General features: G+C 64.2%; 11 protein-coding genes. 2 read left to right on the top strand and 9 right to left on the bottom strand.

Going from position 1 to position 11,873, the window contains the following annotated elements:
• Nucleotides 1–3 precede the first annotated feature (3 nt).
• The 3 genes from NKJ20_RS05120 to uxaC form a co-directional block, all read right to left on the bottom strand.
• Nucleotides 4–531, bottom strand: coding sequence for a TRAP transporter small permease (locus NKJ20_RS05120; RefSeq protein ID WP_023678090.1), 528 nt, complete (start codon nt 529–531; stop codon nt 4–6).
• Between the two features lie 103 nt (nt 532–634).
• Nucleotides 635–1,612, bottom strand: a complete 978-nt coding sequence (locus tag NKJ20_RS05115; RefSeq protein WP_352742905.1) for a TRAP transporter substrate-binding protein — start codon at nt 1,610–1,612, stop codon at nt 635–637.
• 37 nt (nt 1,613–1,649) lie between these two features.
• A complete protein-coding gene (uxaC, locus tag NKJ20_RS05110) occupies nt 1,650–3,062 on the bottom strand; it encodes a glucuronate isomerase (protein WP_352742903.1) in 1,413 nt (470 codons plus the stop codon).
• Nucleotides 3,063–3,237: 175 nt separating this feature from the next.
• Here uxaC and NKJ20_RS05105 point away from each other — a divergent pair, with 175 nt between their 5' ends.
• Nucleotides 3,238–4,764, top strand: coding sequence for a mannitol dehydrogenase family protein (locus NKJ20_RS05105; RefSeq protein ID WP_352742901.1), 1,527 nt, complete (start codon nt 3,238–3,240; stop codon nt 4,762–4,764).
• Nucleotides 4,761–5,939, top strand: a complete 1,179-nt coding sequence (gene uxuA / locus NKJ20_RS05100; protein WP_352742899.1) for a mannonate dehydratase — start codon at nt 4,761–4,763, stop codon at nt 5,937–5,939. The genes NKJ20_RS05105 and uxuA overlap by 4 nt, the downstream gene beginning before the upstream one ends.
• 48 nt (nt 5,940–5,987) lie before the next feature.
• Here uxuA and NKJ20_RS05095 read toward each other — a convergent pair whose 3' ends face one another.
• The 6 genes from NKJ20_RS05095 to NKJ20_RS05070 form a co-directional block, all read right to left on the bottom strand.
• A complete protein-coding gene (locus NKJ20_RS05095; RefSeq protein ID WP_352742897.1) occupies nt 5,988–6,395 on the bottom strand; it encodes a F0F1 ATP synthase subunit epsilon in 408 nt (135 codons plus the stop codon).
• Nucleotides 6,396–6,513: 118 nt separating this feature from the next.
• Nucleotides 6,514–8,079 (bottom strand): F0F1 ATP synthase subunit beta, encoded by a 1,566-nt coding sequence (gene atpD / locus NKJ20_RS05090; RefSeq protein ID WP_352742896.1) that lies wholly within the window; start codon nt 8,077–8,079, stop codon nt 6,514–6,516.
• Nucleotides 8,080–8,146: 67 nt separating this feature from the next.
• Entirely contained in the window at nt 8,147–9,031 is an 885-nt protein-coding gene (locus NKJ20_RS05085; RefSeq protein ID WP_023678098.1) for a F0F1 ATP synthase subunit gamma, read from the bottom strand.
• 28 nt (nt 9,032–9,059) lie between these two features.
• Nucleotides 9,060–10,589: a F0F1 ATP synthase subunit alpha gene (atpA, locus tag NKJ20_RS05080; RefSeq protein WP_352471281.1), complete on the bottom strand. Its 1,530-nt coding sequence runs from the start codon at nt 10,587–10,589 to the stop codon at nt 9,060–9,062.
• On the bottom strand, nt 10,589–11,149 hold the full coding sequence (locus NKJ20_RS05075; protein WP_352742894.1) for a F0F1 ATP synthase subunit delta: 561 nt from the start codon (nt 11,147–11,149) through the stop codon (nt 10,589–10,591). Before NKJ20_RS05075 ends, atpA begins: the two co-directional genes overlap by 1 nt.
• A gap of 246 nt (nt 11,150–11,395) precedes the next feature.
• Nucleotides 11,396–11,791 carry an AGROH133_08824 family phage infection protein gene (locus NKJ20_RS05070; RefSeq protein ID WP_023678101.1) on the bottom strand — a complete coding sequence of 132 codons (396 nt, stop codon included), beginning with the start codon at nt 11,789–11,791 and terminating at the stop codon, nt 11,396–11,398.
• Nucleotides 11,792–11,873: the final 82 nt, after the last annotated feature.

Below are 11,873 nucleotides of genomic sequence, written 5' to 3'. Positions count from 1 at the left end.
GCGTCAGACCTTCACGTTGGCGGTGTCGAGTTCGGCCGCGACTTCGGCCGGCGGCAGTTCATCGAGGGCATCGTCGATCGGCGCGCCGGAGAGGCGAAGCACGATGCGCTCCAGCGTGAAGAGCACGATGAGCGCGCCTCCCGCGACAAGCGGGACGTAGTCCCAGCCCCCCGATATGCCGAGTGACGGCAAGACGGAGCCCCAGGTCAATGCGACCAGCTGGCTGCCATACCAGATCATGCCGATGCCGAAGGCGAGCGCGACAATATCCGAAATCATCCGCAGCCAGCGCTTGCCGCCTTTCGGCAGCACGTAGAGCAGTACGTCGAAGCCAAGATGGTAGTTCTCGCGCACGCCGACGGCAGCGCCGAGGAAAATGAACCAGCTCATCAGCATCACCGAGCCCGGCTCGGTCCAGCTCGGCGAGCGGTTCAGAACATAGCGGCCGAACACCTGCCAGGCGACGAAGGCGGTCATCAGCACCAGCCCGATGCCGGCGATCGACAGCGCCGCCGTGCTGACGCGCGACATCACTTGCGCGACGCCGGACAGGAGCGGTGTTGGTCTTGGGCTGGAAGTCACCGGTTTTCTCCCCAGGAGGATGGCGGCGCGGAATGTCCGCGCCGCCGCTTGATCACTGCACGGCCTTGATGGCTTCGACCATCGCCTTCAGCTTGTCGTCCTTGACGTGCTTCTCATAGACCGGCCCCATCGCGTCGATGAAGGGCTGCTTGTCCGGCGTCGTGATCTGCGAACCGGCCGCCTCGACCTTGGCGCGCGATTCCTTGACCTTGGCGGTCCACAGCTCGCGCTGCTTGGCGACGCTCTCCTTGGCGGCCGCCTTGAAGATCGCCTGGTCTTCCGGCGTCAGCTTGTCCCAGCTCGACTTCGCCATGACGAAGGCTTCCGGCACCATCGTGTGCTCGTCGAGCGAATAGTACTTGGCGACTTCCGCATGCTTGGCAGTGTCGTAGCTCGGAAAATTGTTCTCCGCGCCGTCGATCACCCCGGTCTCGATCGCGGAATACACCTCGCCATACGGCATCGGCGTCGCGTTGGCGCCGAGTGCCGCCACCATGTCGACGAAGATGTCGGACTGGATGACGCGGAACTTCATCCCGGCCATGTCGGCTACGGTGTTGATCGGCTTCTTCGAATTGTAGAAGGAGCGCGAGCCGCCGTCGTAAAAGGCGAGCAGCACCAGCCCGACCTGGTCGAACGCCGCCGCGATCTGGTCGCCGATCGCCCCGTCCATGACCTTGTGCATATGCTCTTCCGAACGGAAGATGTAGGGCAGCGAGGGCACGGTGGTCTCCGGGATGAGCCCGTTGAACGGCGCCATCGAGACGCGGTTGAGATCGATCACGCCGGTACGCACCTGCTCGATCGTGTCCTTTTCCTCGCCGAGTTGCGCGGAAGGATAGATCTCGATCACATAGCGGCCGGCCGTGCGCTCCTTCACCAGCTCGCCGAAATATTTGACCGCCTCGACCGTCGGATAGCCATCCGGGTGGGTGTCGGACGAGCGCAGGACCGTCTGGGCGCTTGCCGTTCCGGCCAGCAGTGCGGCGGCAACTAGCGTAGCTCCCGCCAGTCTTGAAAAATGCAGCATTGGTTTCCTCCCGTTTGAACGATGGCGGCAAGCGCCGTTAGAGCCGGTACGCCTTTTTCGCGAGCGTATAGGCAAGTTCCTGCGCCAGCTCGTGCGCCTCGTGCTCGCCGAGCCGATGCTCGGCGACGAGACGCGCCAGATATGCGCAATCGACCCGGCGCGCCACATCATGGCGGGCCGGTATGGATGGAAAGGCGCGGGTGTCGTCGTTGAAACCGACGGTGTTGTAGAAACCGGCCGTTTCGGTGGTCATCTCACGGAACCGGCGCATGCCTTCGGGGCTGTCGTGGAACCACCAGGCCGGCCCGAGCTTCAATGCCGGGTAGACGCCGGCGAGCGGCGCCAGCTCGCGCGCATAGCTGGTCTCGTCGAGGGTGAAGAGGATGATGGTGAGGTCGCGCTCCAGCCCGACGCAGTCGAGCAGCGGCTTCAGCGCCGTCACATAGTCGGTTCGCGTCGGAATATCGAAGCCTTTGTCCCTGCCGAACTTCCGAAAGATAGCCGGCGAATGATTGCGCCAGGAGCCGGGATGGATCTGCAGGACCAGCCCGTCGTCGCGGCTCATCTTGGCCATCTCGGTCAGCATCTGGGCGCGGAACAGCTTTCGCTCGCGCTCGTCGTCCGAGCCCCGGCGGATGCGGTTGAACAGCTCCTGCGCGGCGGCATCCGAGAGATTGGCGGTTTCGGCCGTCGGATGGCCGTGATCGGAGGAAGTCGCGCCAAAGCTCTTGAAGAAGGCGCGCCGCTGGCGATGCGCATCGAGATAGCCGGCCCAATTGCCGGTGTCGCAGCCGGTGATCTCGCCAAGCCGGTCGAGATTGGCCGAGAACCCTTCGAAGTCGGGATCGACGATCGCATCCGGCCGATAGGCGGTGACGACGCGGCCCTCCCAGCCGCTGTCGCGGATCATCTGGTGCCATCTGAGATCGTCGAGCGCGCCTTCGGTCGTTGCGATGACTTCAATGTTGAAGCGCTCGAACAGCGCTCGCGGGCGAAAATTCTCCCACTGCAGCAAGGTCGAGATCATGTCGTAATGGCGGTCGGCGGTTGCGGCCGTCAACGGCTCGTCGATGCCGAACAGGTGGGCAAGCACATGGTCGAACCACAGCCGGGTCGGCGTACCCCGGAACAGGTAATAATGCTCGGCGAAGCGCCGCCAGATCGTTCTGCCGTCGGTTTCCACCGGCGAGCCGTCAAGCGTCGGCACACCAAGCTCCTCAAGCCGAACGCCCTGGCTGAACAGCATGCGGAAAATGTAGTGGTCCGGCACGATCAGCAACTGCGCCGGATCGGGAAACGCCTCGTTGAGCGCATACCAGCGCGGATCGGTGTGGCCGTGCGGGCTGACGATCGGCAGGTCCTTGACCGTGGCGTAGAGATCGCGGGCCAGCGAAAGCGGGCGCGCCTCGTCGGCGGCAAACAGCAAATCCGGATCCGTCAATGCGGCCACGCAAATCCTCCCAATCCGGACATCGGTAGGGTTGAAAAGAAATAATGTCAACATACAAAAACTGGGTTGTTGTATGATGACTTTTCGACGGCCATTGCCCATTGTGCGTGACGGCATCGGGTGTTACGCCGCCTGCCAGCAGTGACCCAACAATCTCGATCAGACACGTGGCGCAATGACCAATAGACGCCTTTCCAACAGCACGCTGAAGGCACTGCCGGCTTCGGTCGCGGCCCCGCGCTACGACCGCGGCGGCGTCGCACCTGGCATCGTCCATCTCGGCGTCGGTGCCTTCCATCGCGCCCACCAGGCGGCCTATATCGACGACTGCCTGGCGGCGGGCGAGGCGGACTGGGGCATTGTCGGCGTGTCCTTGCGCAGTCCAGACACGCGCGACGCACTGGCGCCGCAGGATGGCCTCTACGCGCTGGCGATCAGGAGCAGCATCGGCGAAGAGCTACGCGTCATCGGTTCGATCCTGTCGCTGCTGGTGGCGCCGGAAGATCCGGCTGCGGTGCTCGCCGCTCTGACAGATCAGCGCACCCGCATCGTCACGCTCACGATCACCGAAAAGGCTTATCTGAGAGCAGCCGGCGGCGGTCTGGACAGCACCCATCCGGACATCGCCCATGATTTGGCTAACCCGCAAATGCCACGGACGGCGCATGGTTTCCTGACCGAGGCGCTGTCGCGCCGCCGTGCCGCCGGCATCCAGCCTTTCACCGTGCTCTGCTGCGACAACCTTCCGGCCAATGGCGCCACGCTGCACCGCCTGCTGGTCGAATTCGCCGCACTGCGCGATGCCAGGCTCGCCACTTCAGGCGATGCCAGGCTCGCCACTTCAGGCGATGCCAGGCTCGCCGCACACATCGCCGACGGCGTCGCCTTCCCGTCGAGCATGGTCGACCGCATCGTGCCGGCGACCACCGATGCCGACCGGGCGCGTATCGCCGTCGAGCTCGGCGTCGAGGATGCCTGGCCGGTGATGACCGAGCCGTTCTGCCAATGGGTGGTCGAGGATGATTTCCCGGCAGGCAGGCCGGCCTGGGAAAAGTTCGGCGTCACCATGGTCGGCGACGTCGGGCCCTTCGAGGACATGAAGCTGCGGCTGCTCAACGGTTCGCATTCGGCAATCGCCTATCTCGGCCTGCTCAGCGGCTACGACACGGTCGACCGCGCCTTTGCCGATCCGGCGATCCGGCAATTCGTCGACGGACTATGGGCCGAGGCCATCCCGACGCTGCCGCAGGACGCCGGGCTCGATACGGCCGGCTACACGGCCCAGCTCGCCGAACGCTATTCGAACACCGCGCTCGCCCATCGCACGGCGCAGATCGCCAATGACGGCAGCCAGAAGCTGCCGCAGCGCATCGTCGCCTCGGCCCTCGATCGACTGGGCGCCGGTGACCCGCCCGCGCATCTCATGCTGGTGGTGGCGGCCTGGATCGCCGCTTGCGAGGCGCGCGGCAAAACCTTGCCGGAAGCCCATTTTGCCGACCCGATCGACGCTCGGCTTACGGCGCTCGGCAGCCGGCCGGCTGATGAAACGGTGACAGCGATATTCGATCTCGCCGGCTTCGCCAAGGACCATGCCCACCGCATGACACTGATCGATCTGACGGCAGCCCATCTCGAGCGCCTGCGGCGGGGCGGCACTGCCGCAGCTTTGGCGGCGCTTGGCATAGGGAGTGAGAAGCCATGAGACAGACCTGGCGCTGGTTCGGGCCGGACGATCCGGTGACGCTTGCCCATGTCCGTCAGGCCGGCGCCGTCGGCATCGTCAGCGCGCTGCACCACCTCAACGACGGCCGCGCCTGGCCGGCAGACGAGATCGCCAGGCGCAAGGCCGAGATCGAGGCAGCAGGGCTGACCTGGGACGTGGTCGAGAGCATCGTCGTGCACGAGGACATCAAGACCCGCAGCGGCGACTGGCGCAGCCTGATCGACAATTACAAGGCCTCGATCCGCGCCGTCGCCGCCGCCGGTATCAACACCGTCTGCTATAATTTCATGGCGATCACCGACTGGACGCGGACGGACCTCGATTACCCGATGCCGCATGGCGGCACGGCGCTGCGCTTCGATGTCGTCGAGCTCTGCGCCTATGACGTCTTCATCCTTGAGCGAGAAGGGGCGGAGGCCGATCACCCACCGGCCCGTATCGAGGCCGCGCGTGTGCGACTGCAAGGGATGAGCGACAGCGACAAGGCAAGGCTGGAGCGCAACCTGATCGGCTGGGTCCCGGCGCGCGAATTCATCTTCGATCGGGCAAGCTTCCGCCGCGCCCTCGACCTCTACAAGGACGTCTCCACCGAAGGCCTGCGCGAAAACCTGTTTGCCTTCCTGCGCGAGATCGTGCCGGTGGCCGAAGAGGCCGGCGTCAGGATGGCGATCCACCCCGATGATCCGCCCTTTTCGCTGTTCGGCCTGCCGCGCATCGTTTCCAACGCCAATGATGCCCGCGCGCTGCTCGACGCGGTCGCTTCGCCGGCCAACGGGCTGACGCTGTGCACCGGCTCGTACGGCGCGGGCGCGCAGAACGATCTGCCGGCAATGGCCAAGGCCTTCGCCGAAAACATCCATTTCGCCCATCTGCGCAACGTCACCAAGGAGCCAGACGGCTCCTTCCACGAAGCCGAGCACCTCGACGGCGACACCGACATGGTGGCGGTCGTGTCGGCGCTGATTGGCGAAGAGCGGCGGCGCAAGGCGGCAGGCAGGGCGGACTGGCAGGTGCCGATGCGTCCCGACCATGGCCACGCCATCGTCGACGACATCGGCAAGAAGGTGAACCCCGGCTATTCCTGCATCGGCCGCCTGAAGGGCCTCGCCGAACTGCGCGGCGTGATGCGCGCAGTAGAGGCACTGGCGGTGTGACCAGCCCCCTTCTCCCCTTGTCTTGTGGGAGAAGGCAAGGGGCGCCTGTTAAGCCGGCAACAGCGCACCTTCGAGCGTGGTGAGCTGGTTGAGGAACTGCTCGGCCTTGCTGCGGGTCTGATCGTCCTTGGCGTCGGCGGCGTCTTCCCTGGCCTCCTGGATGCGGCGGGCAAGGTCGGCGCGGTCGATGTCGCCGACGGCCACAGCCGATTCGGCGAGCAGCGTGCAGCCGGCCGGAACGATGTCGGCAAAGCCGCCGAACACCACATAGCGCTCTTCCTTGCCTTGCGCGGTCTTCAGCGTAACGACGCCCGGCTTGATTGTGGTCATGACCGGCGCGTGATGCGCCATGACAGTCATTTCGCCTTCGGCGCCCGGAATGATGACGGATTCGACCTGCTCGGAAACCAAGAGGCGCTCCGGCGAGACCAGTTCGAATTTGAAAGCTTCAGGCATGATCAGTTTAGCGACTGGTGAATGGTGAATGGTGAACGGTCAGAAAGAATGACCTTCACTCAGCCCCGATTTCCTGTCCGCTACTCCCCATTCACAATTCACTATTGACCATTCACCATCAGGCCGCTTCGGCGGCCAGGCGCTGTGCCTTCTCGACCGCTTCCTCGATGCCGCCGACCATGTAGAAGGCGGCCTCCGGCAGATGGTCGTAATCGCCGTTGCAAAGGCCCTTGAAGCCCTTGATGGTGTCGGCGAGGTCGACCAGCTTGCCCGGTGCGCCGGTGAACACTTCGGCGACGAAGAAGGGCTGCGACAGGAAGCGCTCGATCTTGCGGGCGCGGGCCACGGTCTGCTTATCCTCTTCCGACAGCTCGTCCATGCCAAGGATGGCGATAATGTCCTGCAGCGACTTGTAACGCTGAAGGATCGACTGCACCTGGCGGGCGACCTGGTAATGCTCTTCGCCGACAACCATCGGGTCGAGCATGCGCGAGGTCGAATCGAGCGGATCGACGGCCGGATAGATGCCCTTTTCCGAAATCGCGCGGTTGAGCACGGTCGTCGCGTCGAGGTGGGCGAACGAGGTCGCCGGTGCCGGGTCGGTCAGGTCGTCGGCCGGCACATAGATCGCCTGCACCGAGGTGATCGAACCCTTGGTCGTCGTGGTGATACGCTCCTGCAGCGCGCCCATGTCGGTAGCCAGCGTCGGCTGGTAGCCCACGGCCGAAGGAATGCGGCCGAGCAGCGCCGACACTTCCGAGCCCGCCTGCGTGAAACGGAAGATGTTGTCTACGAAGAACAGCACGTCCTGGCCCTGGTCGCGGAAATATTCGGCGACCGTCAGCCCGGTCAGGCCGACGCGGGCACGGGCGCCCGGCGGCTCGTTCATCTGGCCATAGACGAGCGCGGCCTTGGAGCCTTCGCCGCCGCCCTTCTTGTTGACGCCGGACTCGATGAACTCGTGATAGAGATCGTTGCCTTCGCGGGTGCGCTCGCCGACGCCGGCGAACACCGAGAAGCCGCCATGCGCCTTGGCGACGTTGTTGATCAGTTCCTGGATCAGCACCGTTTTGCCGACGCCGGCGCCGCCGAACAGGCCGATCTTGCCGCCGCGGGCATAGGGGGCCAGCAGGTCGAGCACCTTGATGCCGGTGACCAGGATCTGCGCTTCCGTCGACTGCTCGACATAGGTCGGCGCCGGCTGGTGGATCGAGCGCATCTCGATGCCGTCGACCGGGCCTGCCTCGTCGACCGGCTCGCCGATGACGTTGATGATGCGGCCGAGCATGCCCGGGCCGACCGGCACGGTAATCGGTGCACCGGTGTCATAGACGTCCTGGCCGCGGACCAGACCTTCGGTCGAGTCCATGGCGATGCAGCGCACGGTGTTTTCGCCCAGATGCTGGGCCACCTCTAGCACCAGGCGATTGCCGACATTGATCGTCTCAAGCGCGTTCAGGATCGCCGGCAGATGTTCGCCGAACTGGACGTCGACAACGGCGCCGATGACCTGGCGAACCTTGCCTGCCAGGCCGGTTTTCTTGATGGTGGCGGCCGGCGTATTCACAGCGGCGGCCTTGGTTGCTGCCGCCTTCTTGGCCGGAGCGGCCTTTGCTGCTGCCGGAGCCTTCGCTGGTGCCGCGGCCTTAGAGGCTGCCGTCTTGGGGGTCGCTGCTTTCGCCATCGTCTTTACCCTTTTCGTCTCTTTGTTTCTCACACGCTTGAGGTCGATGACCTCCTTGTGGGCGTGCCTAGAGCGCCTCGGCGCCCGAAATGATTTCGATCAATTCCTTGGTGATCTGCGCCTGCCGCTGGCGATTGTAGGTGATCGACAATTTGTTGATCATGTCGCCGGCGTTGCGCGTCGCATTGTCCATGGCGCTCATCTTGGCGCCCATCTCGCCGGCAGCATTCTCGAGCAACGCGCGAAAAACCTGCACGGAAATGTTGCGCGGGATGAGATCGGAGAGGATCTCGCCCGGCTCCGGCTCGTATTCGTAGACGGCGCTGCCGCCGTCCTTCACTTCCGCGCCAGCCGCAGGCGCGCCCGCCGGGACAATTTGCTGCGCCGTCGGGATCTGGCTGATCACCGACTTGAACTGCGAATAGAACAGCGTGCAGATGTCGAAGCCGCCTTCGTTGAACAGGTGGATCACCTTCTTGGCGATGGCATCGGCATTGACGAAGCCCAGCGTCTTGACCTCGCGCAGGTCGACACGCTCGATGATCAGCGCCCCGTAGTCGCGGCGCAATATGTCGAACCCCTTCTTGCCGACGCAGATGATCTTGACCTGCTTGCCGTCGGCCAGAAGCTTGCGGATGTGGTCGCGGGCAAAGCGGGCGATCTGCGAATTGAAACCGCCGCACAGACCGCGTTCGGCCGTGCAGACGACAAGCAGATGCACGTCGTCCTTGCCGGTGCCGGTCATCAGCGCCGGGGCATCGCCGCCGCCGCCGATCGCCTGGGTGATATTGGCCAGCACCGCGCCCATGCGCTCCGAATAGGGACGCGCCGCTTCCGCCGCTTCCTGCGCGCGACGCAGCTTCGCCGCGGCGACCATCTGCATCGCCTTGGTGATCTTCTGCGTCGCCTTGACCGAGGCGATACGGTTACGAAGGTCTTTTAACGAAGGCATGCTTCAAACCTGATCCCGTCCGTCCTGCTCAAGCAAAGGTCTTGGCGAAGGCGTCGATTTCTGCCTTCAGCCTGGCGCGCAGATCGTCGGACAACGCCTTCTCCTTGCGGATGCCGTCGAGCACGTCCTTGCCGGCCGAGCGCATATGCGACAACAGACCATGCTCGAACTTGCCGACCTGGTTGATCGTCAGCTTGTCGAGATAGCCGTTGACGCCGGCGAAGATCACCGCGACCTGCTCCTCGACTTTGAGAGGCGAGAATTGCGGCTGCTTCAACAGCTCGGTCAGGCGCGAGCCGCGGTTGAGCAGGCGTTGCGTGGCGGCATCGAGGTCGGAGCCGAACTGCGCGAAAGCAGCCATTTCGCGGTACTGCGCGAGCTCGCCCTTGATCGACCCGGCAACCTGCTTCATCGCCTTGATCTGCGCCGAGGAGCCGACGCGCGACACCGACAGGCCGACATTGACCGCCGGACGGACGCCCTGGAAGAACAGATTGGTTTCCAGGAAGATCTGGCCGTCGGTGATCGAGATGACGTTGGTCGGGATATAGGCCGAAACGTCGTTGGCCTGCGTTTCGATGATCGGCAGCGCCGTCAGCGACCCGCCGCCGTTTTCGTCGTTGAGCTTGGCGGCGCGCTCGAGCAGGCGCGAGTGCAGGTAGAAGACGTCGCCGGGATAGGCCTCGCGGCCCGGAGGACGGCGCAGCAGCAGCGACATCTGGCGATAGGCGACGGCCTGCTTCGACAGGTCGTCGTAGCTGATCAGCGCGTGCATGCCGTTGTCACGGAAATATTCGCCCATGGTGCAGGCGGTGAACGGCGCCAGGAACTGCATCGGCGCCGGATCGGAGGCGGTCGCGGCGATGATGATCGAATAGTCGAGCGCGCCGCGCTCTTCCAGGACCTTGACGAACTGCGCCACCGTCGAGCGCTTCTGGCCGACGGCGACATAGACGCAGTACAGCTTTTCCTTCTCAGGGCCGTTGTCGTGCACCGATTTCTGGTTGAGCATGGTGTCGAGGATGATCGCGGTCTTGCCGGTCTGGCGGTCGCCGATGACCAGCTCGCGCTGGCCGCGGCCGACCGGGATCAGCGCGTCGATGGCCTTGAGGCCGGTCGACATCGGCTCGTTCACCGATTTGCGCGGGATGATGCCGGGCGCCTTGACGTCGACGCGCTTGCGTTCGGTGGCCTGGATCGGGCCTTTGCCGTCGATCGGGTTGCCGAGCGCGTCGACGACGCGGCCGAGCAGGCCCATGCCGACGGGCGCATCGACGATGGCGCCGGTGCGCTTGACGGTGTCGCCTTCCTTGATGTCGCGGTCGGCGCCGAAGATGACGACGCCGACATTGTCGGCTTCGAGGTTGAGCGCCATGCCGCGGATGCCGCCGGGGAACTCGACCATCTCGCCGGCCTGGACATTGTCGAGGCCGTAGACGCGGGCGATACCGTCACCGACGGACAGCACCTGGCCGACTTCGGAGACCTCGGCCTCCTTGCCGAAATTCTTGATCTGGTCTTTCAGAATTGCGGAAATTTCCGCGGCGCGGATGTCCATCAGCCGACCTCTTTCAGTGCAAGCTTGAGCGAATTGAGTTTGGTTTTGAGCGACGTATCGATCTGGCGCGAGCCGATCTTGACCACCAGTCCGCCGAGCAGCGACGGATCGACGGTGACCGTGATCGCCACATCCTTGCCGGCGACGCTTTTCAGCGCTGCTTTCAGCTCGGTTTCCTGGGCAGGCGTCAGCGCATGCGCCGAGGTGACCTCGGCGGCGGTCTCGCCGCGGTGTTCGGCGGCGATCTGGCGGAACGCCTTGATCATACCGGGCACGGCAAACAGCCGGCGATTCTGGGCAACGACGCGCAGGAAATTGCCGGTGAGGCCGGCGATCCCCGCTTTGTCGGCGATCGCGGCGATCGCCTTGGCCTGGTCCTCGCTGGAGAAGACAGGGCTCCTGATCAGCCGCGAAAGGTCAGCGCTGCCTTCGAGCATCGCTTCGAAACTGTTGAGGTCGGCCTCGACGCTGGCGACCGAATTGGTCTGCAGCGCGAGTTCGAACAGCGAACCCGCATAGCGTTCTGCGACACCTGAGATTGGCGATGACGATTGGGCCACGGACCGTCTTTTCTCTTGTCTGACAGGCCGCAGATTGTTGGCGCGAGCAAAAACTCTGGCTAAATCTTTGACCTTACTGCATTTTTCCAAGCACGGAGGCGCGGCTTCCGCTATCCCCGATCGAAAGTCGATTGCCGTCTAGCACAGGCATTTTCAGACCGCAATGCGTCGTCCGGCATGGTTTTCAGGCACTATTGTCGCATCCGCCGGGCGAGTTCAGCAACCAACCCCGGATTGATCCCTGATTCAGGGCAAAAAGCCGAAGGCGAAGGCCAGAGGCAGCGCCGCCAGCACCAGCTCGACGACGATGGATGCCCAGTTGAACGGCGTGTTGGCGCCGTCCGACATCATCGACAGCAGCCGGCCGAAGGCGGTGAACAGCCAGGAGAAGCCGAGCGCCATATAGAGCAGCGGCTGCGCCAGGAGGATGCAGCACAGGCTGAGGCCGAGATAGAAGCCCGACATCCGGCCGCGCCCCTCGGCGATCGCCGCTGCCTTCTCCGGTCTGACCTGCAGCCGCAGGATCCGGAAGGCCAACCCTGGCGCCAGGAACAGCAGCAGGCCGAACAGCAAGGTCACCACGGCACTCGACCATGCCAGCCACTCGCCCTGGCTCATCGGCCACGGAAACGCAAATTCCATGTTGTCCCCTCGTAAATGGATATTCAAAATTTCGGGCATTCTAACGAAGCAAGAGACATACGCCAGATGGGCATCGGCAATT

Origin of the sequence: Mesorhizobium sp. M0185, from assembly GCF_040322175.1 — a bacterium.
GTDB lineage: Bacteria > Pseudomonadota > Alphaproteobacteria > Rhizobiales > Rhizobiaceae > Mesorhizobium.
The sequence above is the reverse complement of the archived record's forward strand: the minus strand, read 5'-3'. Positions and strand labels throughout refer to the sequence as shown.

Bases quoted from the DNA above. Each gene is read 5' to 3' on its own strand.
- NKJ20_RS05120 (WP_023678090.1), bottom strand. From the start codon at position 531: ATGTCGCGCGTCAGCACGGCGGCGCTGTCGATCGCCGGCATCGGGCTG.
- NKJ20_RS05115 (WP_352742905.1), bottom strand. From the start codon at position 1,612: ATGCTGCATTTTTCAAGACTGGCGGGAGCTACGCTAGTTGCCGCCGCA.
- NKJ20_RS05105 (WP_352742901.1), top strand. From the start codon at position 3,238: ATGACCAATAGACGCCTTTCCAACAGCACGCTGAAGGCACTGCCGGCT.
- uxuA (WP_352742899.1), top strand. From the start codon at position 4,761: ATGAGACAGACCTGGCGCTGGTTCGGGCCGGACGATCCGGTGACGCTT.
- NKJ20_RS05095 (WP_352742897.1), bottom strand. From the start codon at position 6,395: ATGCCTGAAGCTTTCAAATTCGAACTGGTCTCGCCGGAGCGCCTCTTG.
- atpD (WP_352742896.1), bottom strand. From the start codon at position 8,079: ATGGCGAAAGCAGCGACCCCCAAGACGGCAGCCTCTAAGGCCGCGGCA.
- NKJ20_RS05085 (WP_023678098.1), bottom strand. From the start codon at position 9,031: ATGCCTTCGTTAAAAGACCTTCGTAACCGTATCGCCTCGGTCAAGGCG.
- atpA (WP_352471281.1), bottom strand. From the start codon at position 10,589: ATGGACATCCGCGCCGCGGAAATTTCCGCAATTCTGAAAGACCAGATC.
- NKJ20_RS05070 (WP_023678101.1), bottom strand. From the start codon at position 11,791: ATGGAATTTGCGTTTCCGTGGCCGATGAGCCAGGGCGAGTGGCTGGCA.